The 15,167-nt window shown below is 39.2% G+C and carries 15 protein-coding genes and 2 pseudogenes; 3 read left to right on the top strand and 14 right to left on the bottom strand.

What is annotated here, in order from left to right; genetic code table 11:
* Nucleotides 1-310 precede the first annotated feature (310 nt).
* A complete protein-coding gene (locus V7150_RS00455) occupies nucleotides 311-1,027 on the bottom strand; it encodes a VOC family protein (protein WP_335512524.1) in 717 nt (238 codons plus the stop codon).
* Between the two features lie 143 nt (nucleotides 1,028-1,170).
* Between V7150_RS00455 and V7150_RS00450 the strand changes: the two genes are divergently transcribed.
* Complete coding sequence (locus tag V7150_RS00450) at nucleotides 1,171-2,721, top strand: glycosyl hydrolase family 28-related protein (protein WP_335512522.1); 1,551 nt, start codon at nucleotides 1,171-1,173, stop codon at nucleotides 2,719-2,721.
* Here the strand turns inward: V7150_RS00450 and V7150_RS00445 are convergent.
* Nucleotides 2,712-3,302 (bottom strand): DUF1836 domain-containing protein, encoded by a 591-nt coding sequence (locus V7150_RS00445; protein ID WP_335512520.1) that lies wholly within the window; start codon nucleotides 3,300-3,302, stop codon nucleotides 2,712-2,714. The genes V7150_RS00450 and V7150_RS00445 overlap by 10 nt on opposite strands.
* Nucleotides 3,303-3,435: 133 nt before the next feature.
* On the opposite strand from V7150_RS00445, the gene trhA reads away from it, so the two are divergent.
* Nucleotides 3,436-4,083 carry a PAQR family membrane homeostasis protein TrhA gene (gene trhA, locus V7150_RS00440; protein ID WP_335512518.1) on the top strand — a complete coding sequence of 216 codons (648 nt, stop codon included), beginning with the start codon at nucleotides 3,436-3,438 and terminating at the stop codon, nucleotides 4,081-4,083.
* Nucleotides 4,084-4,234: 151 nt separating this feature from the next.
* Entirely contained in the window at nucleotides 4,235-5,056 is an 822-nt protein-coding gene (locus V7150_RS00435; RefSeq protein ID WP_335512516.1) for a YitT family protein, read from the top strand.
* A gap of 32 nt (nucleotides 5,057-5,088) precedes the next feature.
* Here V7150_RS00435 and V7150_RS00430 read toward each other — a convergent pair whose 3' ends face one another.
* The 12 genes and pseudogenes from V7150_RS00430 to V7150_RS00375 form a co-directional block, all read right to left on the bottom strand.
* Nucleotides 5,089-5,463: a DUF488 domain-containing protein gene (locus V7150_RS00430; RefSeq protein ID WP_335512514.1), complete on the bottom strand. Its 375-nt coding sequence runs from the start codon at nucleotides 5,461-5,463 to the stop codon at nucleotides 5,089-5,091.
* An 18-nt stretch (nucleotides 5,464-5,481) separates the two neighbouring features.
* Entirely contained in the window at nucleotides 5,482-5,715 is a 234-nt protein-coding gene (locus V7150_RS00425; protein WP_335512512.1) for an excisionase family DNA-binding protein, read from the bottom strand.
* Between the two features lie 206 nt (nucleotides 5,716-5,921).
* On the bottom strand, nucleotides 5,922-6,794 hold the full coding sequence (locus V7150_RS00420) for a Cof-type HAD-IIB family hydrolase (RefSeq protein WP_335512510.1): 873 nt from the start codon (nucleotides 6,792-6,794) through the stop codon (nucleotides 5,922-5,924).
* A 108-nt stretch (nucleotides 6,795-6,902) separates the two neighbouring features.
* On the bottom strand, nucleotides 6,903-7,685 hold the full coding sequence (locus V7150_RS00415; protein WP_335512508.1) for a DeoR/GlpR family DNA-binding transcription regulator: 783 nt from the start codon (nucleotides 7,683-7,685) through the stop codon (nucleotides 6,903-6,905).
* 194 nt (nucleotides 7,686-7,879) lie between these two features.
* Nucleotides 7,880-8,899, bottom strand: a complete 1,020-nt coding sequence (locus tag V7150_RS00410) for an ABC transporter ATP-binding protein (protein ID WP_335512507.1) — start codon at nucleotides 8,897-8,899, stop codon at nucleotides 7,880-7,882.
* The gene (locus tag V7150_RS00405; RefSeq protein ID WP_335512504.1) at nucleotides 8,896-9,771 is read right to left on the bottom strand and encodes an ABC transporter permease; all 876 of its coding nucleotides are present in this window, start codon (nucleotides 9,769-9,771) and stop codon (nucleotides 8,896-8,898) included. Before V7150_RS00405 ends, V7150_RS00410 begins: the two co-directional genes overlap by 4 nt.
* A complete protein-coding gene (locus V7150_RS00400) occupies nucleotides 9,768-10,622 on the bottom strand; it encodes an ABC transporter permease (RefSeq protein ID WP_335512502.1) in 855 nt (284 codons plus the stop codon). Before V7150_RS00400 ends, V7150_RS00405 begins: the two co-directional genes overlap by 4 nt.
* A 106-nt stretch (nucleotides 10,623-10,728) precedes the next feature.
* Nucleotides 10,729-11,562 (bottom strand): alkaline phosphatase family protein, encoded by an 834-nt coding sequence (locus V7150_RS00395; RefSeq protein WP_335512500.1) that lies wholly within the window; start codon nucleotides 11,560-11,562, stop codon nucleotides 10,729-10,731.
* On the bottom strand, nucleotides 11,552-12,658 hold the full coding sequence (locus tag V7150_RS00390; protein WP_420490239.1) for an ABC transporter substrate-binding protein: 1,107 nt from the start codon (nucleotides 12,656-12,658) through the stop codon (nucleotides 11,552-11,554). The genes V7150_RS00395 and V7150_RS00390 overlap by 11 nt, the downstream gene beginning before the upstream one ends.
* A gap of 508 nt (nucleotides 12,659-13,166) precedes the next feature.
* A pseudogene (locus tag V7150_RS00385) lies at nucleotides 13,167-13,789 on the bottom strand (cupin domain-containing protein); the annotation flags it as partial.
* A 7-nt stretch (nucleotides 13,790-13,796) separates the two neighbouring features.
* Nucleotides 13,797-14,078: pseudogene (locus V7150_RS00380) on the bottom strand (enoyl-CoA hydratase/isomerase family protein); the annotation flags it as partial.
* 18 nt (nucleotides 14,079-14,096) lie between these two features.
* Nucleotides 14,097-14,951: a 3-hydroxyacyl-CoA dehydrogenase family protein gene (locus V7150_RS00375; protein ID WP_335512498.1), complete on the bottom strand. Its 855-nt coding sequence runs from the start codon at nucleotides 14,949-14,951 to the stop codon at nucleotides 14,097-14,099.
* Nucleotides 14,952-15,167: the final 216 nt, after the last annotated feature.

Here is a 15,167-nt window from a genome sequence, read left to right as displayed (position 1 = left end):
TGGGTGTTTCCCAGGATTTAAACCAAAACATCTATGTAGAAGCATTCTACGTAGGGATTTCCCAGGATTTTTAACCAAAATATCTATGTAGACCCCTTCTACATAGGGGTTCTACAGGATTTTAAGCTAAAACATCGATCTAGACGCATTCTACGTTGATATTCCCCTGGATTTTAAGTCAAAACATCTATGTAGATCACACTCTATACTGTGTTCAATAGTATGTCGTTTTTCAGCCAAAATTTGGTTTTACTTTTTATAAAAAAAACCGGGATCTTTTAAAAAAAGTCCCGGTTTACATGTTATGAATTTATCGGCCGCTATATATCCCAATCGCATTTCCATCTAGGTCAAGGAATTGCGCAAATGTACCGCCGCTAGGAATCTCTGTTTCAGGTATGATCACTTTTCCGCCCATCTGGGTTACTTTTTCTAAACAAGCTGACATGTCCTCCACTTTAATATATAGCGTCAAATAAGGAGGTTCCTCGTGGGTCCAATTGAAAAGGTGGCCCGCTATCCCCGCGTCTTCCCCAGAGATACTCATGTTCGGCCCATCATCAGTAATCCTCCAATTGAAAATAGCCTCATAAAACCTTTGTGAACGATGCCCTTCTCTTGCTGCAATTTCAAAGAAACCAATTTGATTAACATCAATCTCAGCTTTGCTTTGGGTCTCAGTATGGGTATTGCTATGGTAAACGCCAATGATAATTCCATCCGGGTCAACGAATTGGGCAATCGATCCGCCTGTTGGAACCGCCATTTCCGGGAGAATCACTTTACCGCCCATTTGCTCGACTTTTTCCAAGCATTCCTGAATGTTTTCAACATTTATATACATGCTGACATGTGTCGGATGTTCTTTATGCGGCCATTTAAGAATGTGACCGCTTAAACCTGCACCAGAAATTTGCAATAATGGCCCCACATCAGTAATTTTCCAATTAAACAGACTCTCGTAAAATTTTTTCGCTAGACTTCCGTCTCTCGCAGCAATGACAAACATTTTAATTGTGGTTCCCATTTTTCCAACTCCACTTCCAATGTACTTCTAGTCTCACCATACAGTATAAACATCTTTATCCTTTACATAAGCTTCGACAAAAAGAGTACTTTTTCCTTTATTGCATGAACAAGTTATAATACTTGTAATAGGAGTGAGGCCAATTGGCAACATACGATAAAACCCATGACCCCGGAAAAAATAATGAACTTCTGACGCAAATTGCTGGAAAACAGGTTGATTTGAAGGAGGCAATCCAAGAGACGGAACGTTTATTTGAGCAATGCCGCCAGACCCCACATTCTCCGATTTTTGAAAAAGCACAATCCCTTCCATTCTCAGAAAAAATCAAGGAACGTTTATTTCGCCTTACAGCTAAGCGATCACGGATCTTGGAACCAGCACGGATACATGTGGATGGTGAAGGAAAGGTGATTCCTGATTGGAAGGACAAGCTGGATCAGGAATACGTCCGTTTAATTGAAAACATCAAAACGGAAGTCAATGTTGTTGATTATGGCGCGATTGGGGACGGAAAAACAGATTGTACAGCTGCTTTTAAAAAGGCAATCGGCAAAGGGCGAGTAAAGGTTATTGTTCCACCTGGAGTGTTTATAACGAAAGAAATCCGCCTGCCGTCATGGACATGGGTAATGGGGTCAGGAAAAGGAACAACGACGATTAAGCTCCACGACCAAGCTTCAAAGGGCACCCGGCTAATCACAAACACCAATCATGGGCGAGGCAACCATCATTTGCTCGTAAAAGGAATGAGTTTGGATTGGAATGTGGAGAGGCTCGGTGATGAGGCAAAAACTAGTACATGGGGTAATCATTCAAGCTGCCTGACATATGCAAATGTTACATATGGCTGGGTCAAGGATGTTGAAGGAATCAACCCTGGGCTTCATTGTTTCGACATTTCCTCGACCTTGTACAATTATGCCGGTGACGGGTACCGTGCCCACGGCGGCAGTCAGTACGTCTGGCTCGACCATGTAACCGGCTTTGGCTTCGGTGATGACGGAATCACGACACACCATAGCGAATATATCTTTATTTCCAATTCCCATATGTGCGATCCAAGCGGACGGTCACACAGGCAAGGTTTTTCTAATTCCAATGGGATTGAAGTGGATGATGGTTCGCGAAATGTTTTATTAGTTAATAATTCTTCAGCCAGGTGCTTTGGCGGGGTGGAAATTAAGGCCCATCAAAATTCTTCAGCTGCCTCAAATGTGCAAATTGTCGGGCATATTTCTGTGCATGATAATCGGGCCTTTAACTTCCGCCATATTGGACATCACAAAATCACTGATACTGAATCTAAATCGGCATTCAATATTATGGCTGTAAACCTCGCTGCGATTTCACCCATTTTCACTGAATTATATAATGATTCCACCCCGCGGGGGATGGTTGTTTCCGCCTATAAAAATGTGGTAGTTAACCATTTTACACTGGTTGGCGATCCCGATTATGATTACAAAGGAAATCCAGTTATCGCCCTCCAGTATCGTGCAAGAAATGTAATTCTCAATAACATTTCAGTTACCGATTTTAATAAAGCAGGAGCCGTTATCAAGGTATACGGGGGCGAGAATCGGGCGGATTCTATCAAAATACGCAATTGCTCTTCTGAAAAAATCAAAATCGGGTCAGAGGTACAAGATTTTAATATAGAAAACTCGGAAAGCGCCAAAGTTTATTTTTGATGCTTTCCTTCTTTTTCAACAACCATTTCATCTACGAGCTTTTCAGCTACTCTTCGATATAAATTACTCATATGAACAAGTGATGAGATCATCAACACCTGCTCAAGGTATGCTGAATTCTCTTTTTGTGCTTCTATAACTTCTTTTTTTACATCTTTTACCCTTTCCTCAATGTCCACTTTAAAGTCGGCAGCATTTTGTCCAGTTAGGTGCAAATAGCTCGAATAAAAAGAATCTAAATCCAACTCTTCATTGACAATCTTTTTATTCAACCCATTAAGAGTTACTTTTATATCATTGATGGATAGTGCCCCTTTAAGCTGGTAAATCAAGCTGATTAAGATTAAGTGCTCTTTTGAATATTTCTTATTTTGAATAGGGAAAATCAGCTTTCCCTTGGCATAGTTATTAATCATTGTTTTGGTAAGAACCTTTTCGTCTTCATTCCGCTTCGATTCATTGAATTTATTTTCGAATAATTGAATGACTTGATCCATATATAAATCTATGTTAGGAATTTCATCCAAGGTTAAGCTTGTCTCCAAGCCAAGAGAATCAATAATTTGGTTAATATTTTCCATCGTAAAAAAACCCCACTGTTTGTAATAGATATTTTTATTATACATAATGAAATAAGCATTGACTAGGTTTCATTTTATCAGTATCATTATATGTAGTTATCAAAACTACATGATGTGTTAGGGGGAATTTTAAATGAACAATTATATTCGGGAACCGATTAACGGATTAACGCATTTAGCAGGAGCTATTTTAGCCTTTGTGGGGCTGCTTGCGATGGTTATTAAAGCAGCAATGACTACTCCAACCCCGCTCGTACTCTCGGCCGTCATCATTTTTGGAGTTAGTATGATCCTGTTATACTCCGCATCAGCGACATACCACATGGTTATTGCACGCGATAAGGTTATTGCCTTTTTAAGACGACTCGATCATTCGATGATTTTTGTGCTGATTGCCGGTACGTATACGCCTTTTTGTTTTATTAGCTTAAACGGAAAAACGGGTGCCATTCTGTTTTCGATTATCTCAGGTGTTGCCATAAGCGGAGTTGTTTTTAAAATGGTATGGTTTAACTGCCCGCGCTGGATTTCTACCGCCTTGTATATCGCCATGGGCTGGATGATTGTGTTTGTTTTTTCACCATTAACAGGTAGCTTAAACCCCGTTGGTTTGTTTTTACTGATCCTTGGTGGAATCTTCTATACTATCGGCGGGGTCATATACGGGGCAAAGCCAAAGTTTTTAGAAACGAAGTATTTGGGCTTCCACGAGATTTTTCATATTTTTATTATGCTTGGAAGCTTGGCACACTTTTTTACTGTGTATCTCTACGTCATATAAAACGCCTGAGAAGGCGTTTTTTTGTTTTATCATTAAAAAACGAGAGTAAAGATTTTTTAAACAATTTTGTGACATTAAACATTTTAAATTGACTCACAATAAAAAGAGGTGTTTAATGTAAAAAGCACAAAAATATATAGAGGTGTTCTGCTTGTTTCGATTACTTTTTCAAATGATCATCATTGGACTGTGCTCCATACTTTTTGGATTTGCCTTTAATACTTTTCTTATTCCACATCAACTAACGTCAGGTGGTGTAACAGGCATCGCCTTTTTTATACACCATTTTTCCCATATCAATACTGGATGGATTATTTTAGCGATTAATATTCCATTATTTTTATTCGGAATGAAATACTTGGGAAAAAGATTTGTTTTGCTGACTGGTTTTGCTGTTATTGTTTTATCGTTTAGTATGAAGTTTATTCCTATTCATGCTATTAGTCCTGATATTCTTCTTTCATCGATCATAGGAGGTGCACTCTACGGGATTGCCGTTGGGATTATTATTCGCCTAGGAGGATCGACTGGCGGAACCGATATTATCAGTCTATCCCTATCGAAAAAAAAGAACATGCAGGTTGGCTTTTTAAATACGTGTATGAATCTTTTAGTGGTGGGTATTTCCGGACTGATTTTTGGATGGAATATTACACTCTATACCATTATCGCCATTTATGTTGCCGGCCGTGCCGTGGATATGGTGTACACCACTCAGAATAAATTGACTATAACGATTGTAACAGAGAAATATGAGGAGCTTAGTGAGGCACTAATTCGGCTGCATGCTAGGGGAGTCACAATCACAGATGCGGAAGGGGCATACACCCATAAACCTAAAAAAGTGTTAACTACCGTGATCACCAAATTTGAACTTAACGAAACGAAGCATACCATTAGAACAGTGGATCCAAAGGCGTTTGTAAACATTACGCAAACTTTGGAAGTGATGGGACGTTTCAGAAAGAACTAAAGCAGTTGGGGCGTTTGATCCCAACTGCTTTTTTATAAATCCACTTCCATTAATCCAGTAAGTTCATCCATTAAAACTTGAGCATGGTTATAGACCGGATCCTTTGCTCCATATAAAAGTGTTACCCTTTCACTTGATGCAATCTCAAAAATTTGCCTGATATACTCACGCTTTTGTTCATCGGTACGAAGTTCATCTAGATATTTGACTTTAAATTCCTCAAACAGCTCTGGTTTATGACAAAACCATTTCCGCAGCTCATTGCTCGGCGCAATCTCTTTAAACCAATAAGAAAGTCTGGCTGCTTCTTTAGAAATCCCCCTCGGCCACAGCCGGTCTATCAAAATTCGACAGCCATCCATTCCCTCATAAGGTTCATACACTCTCTTAAGAAATATATTAGACATTTAACACCTCACGACTATTTAATCCTCATCCTTCACGTCGATACTTTCTGGAATTGGTTCATTCTCCAATTCCTCCACTAACTTTTTATATTTCTCAAGCTGTTCAAAATGTGTCTTAAACTGATCCTTGTAGATTAAAACTTCACCTTCCCCGTCATTCAAAACTCGTATTTTTCCTTGTAAAATTAAACTCTCTACATATGGTACAGAAACCGATAAATAATCAGCCGTTTCCTCTATTGTTAAATACATTTATTTCGTCACTCCTGCTACTATCTTAATAAAGCTTATTATAGCTTATTTTAGCAAAAGTTACTTATTTCCTCTTTTCTCGTTTCTATCATAATTATCAAATTAACCCCCTTTACTAATAAAGACTTTGGTAAACAAAAATTTAGGGAATTTATATAAAAAACCAGAAAAGAACCCGTTAATTCTCTCTCCTTCGGCATTGACACTTATTTGTGAACCACGAAGTTCTCTATATATCGATAAATGGCGTGAGCTACTCCATTGTCAATATTTTTAAGGGTCGTTGTTGTACAAACTGCTTTGATGTCATCTTTCGCATTTCCCATCGCTACACTATGTCTGACTTTCTCGAACATGGATAAATCATTGTTGCTGTCCCCAATTGCCATCGACTGCTCTAAGGAGCCATTCATCATGAAAGTCAATTTTTCAAGAGCATTTCCTTTTGAAGCTCTTTTATTAGTAATTTCAATATTATGATCAGCAGATGAAACAACCCTCAACTCATCAATCATGTTAAATTGGTTCCATCCTTCCGCTAATTTCTTTTGATCAAAAGAGCAGGCTAGAATATTAAAATATTCCTCCTCCTGTTTCAATATATCATGATAGTTTTCAACGAGAACATAGCCAAACTGTTCAAATTGTCTTTCCGCTGCTGCCACTACTTCTTTCCGATCCGTATCCAAATCCGTTTCTTTCAAGCTCTGAATCTCTTGATAAAAATGTTCTCTCCTCTTTTTAAGCGTATAAATGGCTTTATTCGTAAACACTTCGTAATAATAATCCCGTTCATCTAACCACTTTAGAATCGATTCGACACGTACTTTCGAAATCGTAATAGAAGAAAGCACCTTTCCATCCTTTGAATGAATGGTTGCTCCATTTGTCCCGATGATCAATGGAACAATCCCGGCTCTTTTACAAATGGTCTGAACATCAAAATAAGCCCGCCCTGTGGATATAACGACTTCAAAACCCCGATCTTGCGCATATTGAATTGCTTTTATATTTTCTTCACTAATTTCATTCTGTTCGTTTAATAATGTACCATCAAGATCAATCGCAATGAAACTCATATGTGATAGCTCCTTACTCATTCATCTATTCTAGTTTTTTTACTAAAAATCCAATAAAAAAAGAGAGAATCCCCTCTTTTCGTCACTATATGTCCTGTTCTAGATCGACTATGCCTGAATCCAATTGAGTTTACCTAATTTTTGATGACTCCTCCATGCCTCTGGAATCTGCTGCTCACTAACCACTACATCGAGTTTTTCGAGAGGACAAACTTTACAAAAGGTATCGACCCCCATTTTAGAGGAATCCGTTAGCACGATCACTTGTTTTGAAACCTCGACCATCTTCCGTGAAACCATTGATTCATGCAAATGATAATTACTAACCCCATTTTGAATCGAAACACCACCAGCAGAAATGAACGCTTTATCAATATTAAATTGATATAACATATGTTCAGTAAGGCTGCCGCTAATCGACTGCTGCTTCGGATCCAATTGTCCACCTAATAATAAAATTTGGCCGGTAAATTTATTTTGATTAAGCGATTCGGTCAATACAGATGAAACAGGAAGAGAGTTCGTGATAATGGTTACGTCTTTTTTATCATGAATACATTTCGCAAATTCAAGCATGGTGGTCCCAACATCAATGACGATCACATCACCGTTAGAAATGAGATCGACTGCTTTTTTTCCAATCTTCTCTTTCGCTTCCTGGTTCACTGTTGTTCGATTTATGAACGGAGGTTCCTCAAATGGAAAGACTGATTTAATCGCTCCACCGTAAACCCTCTTCAAAAGTCCTTTCTCCTCTAATAGCATCAAGTCACGACGTATCGTTTCCTCTGAAACCTGAAATTGCTCCACTAAATCCGTAACTTTTACGGCTCCCATTTGGTTCAGTTCTTTTAAAATTTCATTCTTTCTTTCTTCTGGCAAAACAGACATCATTCTTCCTCCTATAAAGAAAAGCGTAAGGCGCCCGCCTAGCGGCGACAAGCACAAGACGAGCCGGCCGAAAGGTTGCTTTTTAACCTTTTGGACGGCTTGGCTTGTGACCTCGAGCCGGCGCCTGGAGCTGGACAATTCTCAAAGTAAAAATTGTATACATTCTTATCTGTTAAGAAAAGCGCAAGTACATTCTAATTAGCTAATATAATGCATTCTTTCTTTGGTACAAGAATGTGAACCTGTGCTCCTTGTTCAAACATTTTACCTTGATGATGAAGATCATCTACAAGGAAAGCGGACGCTTCTGTTTCTACTTCATATCTTAAAACATTCCCTGTCATGGAAACATCTTTAATTAACCCTTTAATACCCCAGTTCGCTTGTAAATCCAAATTATCTTCACTAGCGGAAACTAGTTGTAAAACTTCAGGACGAATGGCAATTTCATTCCCGTCTAACTCTGTCCTTTGAACAAGTTTACGGAAAACATCCATATTTAAAACATTGTAATTTCCGATAAATTTCGCCACAAATGTATTGGCTGGCAGGGTATAAATTTCTGTTGGAGAACCGGATTGGACAATTTTTCCTTTATTCATAACAAAAATCCGATCCGACATTGTCATTGCTTCTTCCTGATCATGGGTCACAAAAATTGTAGTAATATCTAATTCTTTCTGGATTCTCTTCAATTCTTTTTGTAAGTTTTTTCTAATTTTCGCATCCAATGCACTTAACGGCTCATCCAAAAGCAGGACCTTTGGTTCAATAACAAGTGCGCGGGCAAGTGCCACCCTTTGTTGTTGTCCACCGGATAATTGATGAGGATAGGACTGTTCTTTTCCAATTAAATCGACCAGTTCAATCATCTTGGTTACTCTCGATTTAATATACTTTGCCTTCTTCATTTTAAGACCGTAAGCGATATTTTCAAAAACGTTCATATTCGGGAATAATGCATACGATTGAAACACCATACCTACTTCACGGTTACGCGGTGATAAATGAGTAATATCTTTTCCATCAATGAAGATACTTCCTGCATCCACATCTTCAAGTCCGGCAATGGATCGTAATAAGGTGCTTTTTCCGCACCCGCTTTGTCCCAGAAGGGTCGCAAATTCTCCCTTTTTTAAAGTCAATGAAATATTTTCTAACACGACTTGTTGATTATAACCCTTCGTCACTTGATCAATCGTTACATAGCTCATGAATTTTCACCTTCTAAAGCTGTATTTTTTTGACGGTATGATTTCTTTAAAAATTTTAGAGATCGTTTCTTATTAAAAAAGACAGGAGCTTTCTCTTTTCTAAACGTAAGTTTTAATACAGTCCCCGTTAATAGTAAAATGATAGAGTAATACGTAATTACAATGGCACTAGTTAAGTGACCACTACTGTTGAGTTTATCGGCAAGATAAATTTGAATCGTTTCAAATCGGCCCCCGACAAGCAAATTGGCAAACGCAAACTCACTAAATAAAAGCGCGACGGATAATAACGTAGACACTAAAATACCAGAGATAATATTGGGAAACACCACTGTCCGAAACGCTTGGAATTTTGTGGCTCCAAGTAATTCGGCCGCATCGACAAGCTGGACCGCATTCACCGTACGAAGGCTGTTGCGAATACCTTGGTACATAAATGGCAGAATTGTGATGAAATAAGCACCAACTAAAATCCATGGTGTTCCGGCAATTTGAATCGGTCCATCTGAATATACTTTGATTAACCCCACAGCACCAACAATGGGTGGAATGCCATAAGGAAGCATCGCGGCTGCTTGAAGCCATTTTTCCCATTTACCAAAATAGACAGTGATGATAAAAATCGTTGGAAGCATAATTACCACACTAAGACCAACCGTCACGACAATTAAAAACAGCGTGTGTTGTAAAGCCAGATAAAACCGTTCATCTTGAAATAATTCGATATACCATTTCAACGTATAACTCTCTGGTAGAATCGTATGATCCCATTTTCCAGCCATCGAGAATAAAAACGTTCCTAATAGCGGGATTAATAAATAGATAACAAGTAATCCCACGATTACTTTATGAAACACTAATGAAGACTTCATCGTAAATCCCTCCTAATTCGACGCATCATTCGTTCATTGAACCACATCGCCCCGATCATGGTCGCTGCTAGAAGAACACCCATCGCACTACCCAACTGCGGATTTAAGGTAACGTCACTCGATACTAAAGAGGCAATTTGTAATGATAATAAATTATAGTTGCTTCCGACAAGTGCATAGGCTGTCGCATAAGCTCCCATTGCATTCGCAAACAAAATACTAAATGTACCAGCAATGCTAGGTAAAAGAACCGGGATCCCGATGTGGCGCCAAAAGGATAAGGTCGATCCACCTAATAAGGAAGAAGCTTCTTTCCATTGCTTTTTAATTCCCTGATAGGATGGGTATATAAGCATAACAGCAAGCGGAATCTGGAAATAAATATAAACCAAAATGAGACCTGTCCAAGAATATAAATTAAAGTCTGCAAATACATCCAAACCAAGCTTAGAAAAAAGCAGTGTAAACAATCCATTGTTTCCAAGTAAAATAATATAGGAAAAGGAAAGCGGAATTCCTTCAAAGTTCGAAGTCATATTAGCAATCATCAGTAAGCGATTTTGTATTTTTTGTGAGAACTTTGTAAACGAATATGCCGCAATTACCGCGATAATCACAGAAATAACAGCAGAGAACAACGAAATGACAAGGCTATTTTGAATGGCTTGTAAATAAAATTTACTCTTAAATATGGTTAGGTATTGTTGAATCGTCACTTGAATTCCATCGTCTGCATAAAAACTATCCTTCAACATGGCCACTAGTGGTCCTATTTCAAACCCAATCACAAACAAAATAAATGGCAGTAAGAGAGCTAATAAGTAAAATTTTTGCTTTTTAATTTTTCTCAAGACTTCTCGCTCCTCTATATTTGCTAACAATGGGGGAATTGGTTCTATCGTACGTACGTTAAACCAATTCCCAGTAGCCTTCATTTTTCTAAATACGGTACTTTCTTTAAACGGTCATTTTCCTCTTAAGTCCTGGCAGTGAATAGTTCACCATTTTATCGGACGGCTCAATCTCTAACAGTTCACAAACAAGCGGTGCAAAAGCCAATTGCGGAACGACCTCACTGTGAACGCCAGGCTCCACTTTTGGACTGATGATAAAGAGTGGTACATCACGTTCACCATCTGTGATGCCGCCGTGATTACCATATTCACTCATGCCATGATCAGACGTAATTAAAATGTGATACCCTTCTTTCATCCAAATCGGCAAAAGTTGTGCCAACAAGCTGCCCATTTTTAAGACTTGTTCACGATATTCTTTCGATTCTGAACCGAATGCTTCTCCTTTTACATCGACACCGAGCGGATGAATATATAAAAAGTGTGGGTCATACTTTCTGCGCAAGGCTTCAGCATCCATTAACACATGACTATCTGGATAGTCATCGTCCCAATAGAATTTTCCATATTGAATCGGCTTAGACTCGTTCTCTTGTTCACGATCTTCAATAAAATGGAATGGCGCACGATTATAAAGTTCGCTTACCCAGTAATACGATACCGTTCCGTTTCTTAAGCCGTTTTCTTTCGTGAGATGAAAAAGACTTTTCTCAGTAGATAGACGAACGGCTTGATTGGACGTAATTCCGTTCACTGATGCAGGTGTACCAGTTAGTAACACTTCATATAATGGACGTGATAAACTTGGCAGCTCCGATTTAACCTTGTATAGTGCTGCCTGATTGGTTTCCACAAGATGTTGAATAAATCCGAGAGTTTCACAGGCTTTATCGTATCTCATCCCATCCACAACAATAGCGATTACTTTATTTGACATGGACTACTACCTCTTCTTGCCAAAGCTGCGGCAACGTTTTAGCCGTTTCTTCCCAGGCTTTGTAATCTTTAAGTGGTTTCGCATTCTTGTACTCTTCTTTTGGAATCATTTTATCCGCTACTTCTTCCGGAAGTTTTACATTATCGCGAATGGGACGGGCATACCCTTTAGCCAAGTTAATTTGTCCCTCGTCGCTTAAGATATATTCTCTAGTTGCCATTGCGGCATACGGATGCTTCGCATATTTGTTAATAATCGTAGCATAGCCGCTTACGACTGAACCTTCCTTTGGAATGGTAACATCGAACTGTTTACGATTGATTTGTTCAGCATAACCAATAGCATTGAAATCCCAAACAAGGGCCACTTCCACTTCCCCTTTTTCGATGTTTGCCGGCTTGGCATCCGTTAAGCTAAGACGTCCTTGCTTGGCAAGCTTAGCAAAAAAGTCAATTCCTGGTTGAAGATGTTTTTCGTCACCGCCGTAAGCCATTGCAGCAGCAAGAACGGCCATTTGGTTCTGTGTACCACGCTGAACATCTCCAACGGTTACTTTATAATCACCTTTTAATATGTCATCCCAAGATTTTGGCGGGTTTTTCACTAATTCTTTATTCGTTAAGAAGGCAATCGTTCCTTGGTAACCGACAACCCAATCCCCGTTGTCATCTTTTGCCCAGTCAGGCACATCGTTCCAATAAGAAGTTTTATAAGGTATTGTTAATTTTTTCTGTTCAGCAATAGGCCCGAAGGAAATCCCTACATCACCAATATCCGCGGTTGCGTTCTCTTTTTCAGATTCCATTTTGGCAATCTCTTCGGCACTGGATAAATCTGTATCACTATGTTTCAATGTATATTTTTGCTTTACTTCATTCCACGTTTCTCCCCAGTTGGCCCATGAATCAGGCATACCAACACTATTAATTTCGCCCTCTTTTTTGGCTTTTGTTTCAATTTCATTTAAGGATAATGAGTTGGGATCCTCAACAACTGAAGCAGCTGGCTCTTTTGTCGTTCCACAAGCAGTTAATCCTAGTACGCTCATTCCTAACACCACAGCTTGAATCGACTTGTACCACTTCTTACTAATCATAAAAAGTATCTCCCCTTAATGTGGAATTTTGTAATGTTGTTTACTGTTTGTTACGGTTTAATCATAATCCAACAATATTAATCCCACATTAATCCGATATTAAGTTAATGTAAATCATCTCTTTATTGATCCAATTCATTTATAGCCTGATAAAATAGGACTTATCTTTCAGTCTTTTGCTATTCCTTAATTACCTTTACTTCGTCTCTGTTTTCTTCCTTAGAGACTCTCCAATCCACGAGTTTCCCCTTTATCACAACCCACAGATAAAGAAGATAACTAAAAAAACAGTCAGGCGTTAACAAATACTAAAAAGTTAACGCCTGACTGTTTCTATCGATATAATTACATTTCACCGCTAAAATAATCCTTTGAAATAGATTAATACAACTTAATTGCAAGTTAAAAATGATAATTTCATTTTTATTGATAATTATTTGTACACTGAAATCAGACTATTCATAATTAGTTTATTCCAAAGTCAATCTATATAAATTGCAGGTTGTGATCATGGCAGAGCCGGCTCGAATTCTCCTGTTATCATTTGATGTCCGTTATGGTAATCGTATTCCTGCTTGCGTTCTAACCCAAATTTCTCTAAAATCGGCAGGTCGTTAGTAGAGAACAGATAGCTGTCTTCTGACGCTATGTGTTCGTGCCATGCCCAGTTCGGCACAACAAAGAAATCACCTTTAGTCCAGTCAAAGCGGACTCCATTGATAATGGTGCAGCCTGCTCCCTCATGAACGTGGTAAACGGATGCATGTGTATGGCGATGGGCTTTTCCTTTAAAGCCTGCAGGTAATTTTTGCATCCAAGCTGCTATGGTTGGACACGCTGTCTCCCCATTGGATGGGTTAATGTATTCAACGGCATAGCCGTCGAAGGCATCCGGTTCAAACCGGCTTAGACCATTAATCGCCGCATCGTACCAGACCACTTATATGAGCCAAGAGGAGCTTTTTTTTCATAACGGTCCGAAATAGGGCGGACCATTCCACCTTCGTAGCGTTGAGCAGTATAATTGTCCGGAACCTTTGGCTGTTCAATTTTTTCCGGATACGGCTCAAAGAACGTCCCTCCAAGATAGTAGATGGTCGGGATGTCAAGGCAATCCATCCATATCATCGGCATATGTATGTTCGATTTTTGAAAAAACCGTCCGCGAAACCTTGTTCATCTTGTTGACACCAACAAGATCCAGTCCTGCCATTTCGTTGATATCAGCCCCCGCGACAAACGCTTTCTCCCCATTTCCTGTGAGGATGATCGCCCGCACTTCATCATTGACTTCCAGTTCATCGAACAAACGGGAGAGCTCATTGAACACTTGTGTATTCAACGGGTTGACCGGCGGTCGATTTATGGTTACGATTGCGATTCTATTTTCTAATTCACATAATAAAAACTCATAGTTCATAGCTTAATCCTCCATTTTTTATTCATAATCATAAAAGCCTGCGCCTGTTTTTTTGCCCAGCCTGCCTGCCCTGACCAGCTGTTTTAGAAGCAGAGGCGGAGCATACTGGTCGTTATTTAATTCTTGCTTGAAATACTCCATCACATGGTAGCCGATATCGACCCCAGCAAAGTCCTGGAGTGTAAACGGACCCATTTGGTAGTTCAAGCCAAGCGTAACGGCTTTGTCAATATCCTCCGCGGAAGCGACACCTTCTTCCAGCAATTTTATTGCCTCTATGAATTGTGGAATCATGATTCGATTGACAATAAAGCCAGGGGAATCCTTCTTTACTTCCACTGGCTCTTTAGAGAGCTGTTTTGATAACGCTTTTAGTTCTTCAACGGTTTCATCGCTTGTCCGATAGCCGCGTACTACCTCTACGAGCTTCATAAGTTGTGCAGGATTAAAGAAATGCATGCCTGCTACACGTTCCGGCCGATTCGTTGCGGATGCAATCTCTGTGATGGACATGGACGATGTATTGGTTGCAAGAATCACTCCTTCGGCAACGATTCGGTCGAGCTTAGAGAAGATCTCCTTCTTCAACTCTAAATTTTCGAGGACTGCTTCAATAACCACATCTGCTTCCTTCATGTCCTCTAGATGAGTAGTCGTTCGAATCCGGACGAGTGCCTCTTGTTGATCTTCTACCGTCATCTTTCCTCTTGCCACGCTCTTAGCCATAAATCCATTCATACGTTGGATGGCATTGTCTAAGAAACGTTCCTCAATATCATGTAAAACGACTGTAAATCCATTTATTGCCGCCAGGTTCGCAATTCCTGAACCCATAGAACCTGCCCCTACAACACCAATTGTTTGAATAGTCATTCTCTTCCCTTGCCTAACTTTTAAAAATTTTCTGCAAATAAATTATATCCCTATATCGAAAGTGATTGTACCTACACAATATAGGAAAAAAACACATGCTTTTCGTACAATTTTTAGGGTTAACTGGTACTGTTTCAAGTGCTTGGCATTTCTTATAACAAAATTATTGGCACTGGATCTGATAAATTTAAAAATCAATTCTGTATGCTTATCATT

This window comes from Neobacillus drentensis, from assembly GCF_036965245.1.
Classification (GTDB): domain Bacteria; phylum Bacillota; class Bacilli; order Bacillales; family Cytobacillaceae; genus Neobacillus; species Neobacillus drentensis_G.
Note: the sequence above shows the minus strand (reverse complement) of the source record. Positions and strands in the feature narration are given on the sequence as shown.

Bases quoted from the DNA above. Each gene is read 5' to 3' on its own strand.
- trhA (WP_335512518.1), top strand. From the start codon at position 3,436: ATGAACAATTATATTCGGGAACCGATTAACGGATTAACGCATTTAGCA.
- V7150_RS00405 (WP_335512504.1), bottom strand. From the start codon at position 9,771: ATGAAGTCTTCATTAGTGTTTCATAAAGTAATCGTGGGATTACTTGTT.
- V7150_RS00445 (WP_335512520.1), bottom strand. From the start codon at position 3,302: ATGGAAAATATTAACCAAATTATTGATTCTCTTGGCTTGGAGACAAGC.
- V7150_RS00415 (WP_335512508.1), bottom strand. From the start codon at position 7,685: ATGTCTGTTTTGCCAGAAGAAAGAAAGAATGAAATTTTAAAAGAACTG.
- V7150_RS00425 (WP_335512512.1), bottom strand. From the start codon at position 5,715: ATGTATTTAACAATAGAGGAAACGGCTGATTATTTATCGGTTTCTGTA.
- V7150_RS00410 (WP_335512507.1), bottom strand. From the start codon at position 8,899: ATGAGCTATGTAACGATTGATCAAGTGACGAAGGGTTATAATCAACAA.
- V7150_RS00430 (WP_335512514.1), bottom strand. From the start codon at position 5,463: ATGTCTAATATATTTCTTAAGAGAGTGTATGAACCTTATGAGGGAATG.
- V7150_RS00455 (WP_335512524.1), bottom strand. From the start codon at position 1,027: ATGGGAACCACAATTAAAATGTTTGTCATTGCTGCGAGAGACGGAAGT.
- V7150_RS00420 (WP_335512510.1), bottom strand. From the start codon at position 6,794: ATGAGTTTCATTGCGATTGATCTTGATGGTACATTATTAAACGAACAG.
- V7150_RS00390 (WP_420490239.1), bottom strand. From the start codon at position 12,658: ATGATTAGTAAGAAGTGGTACAAGTCGATTCAAGCTGTGGTGTTAGGA.
- V7150_RS00395 (WP_335512500.1), bottom strand. From the start codon at position 11,562: ATGTCAAATAAAGTAATCGCTATTGTTGTGGATGGGATGAGATACGAT.
- V7150_RS00375 (WP_335512498.1), bottom strand. From the start codon at position 14,951: ATGACTATTCAAACAATTGGTGTTGTAGGGGCAGGTTCTATGGGTTCA.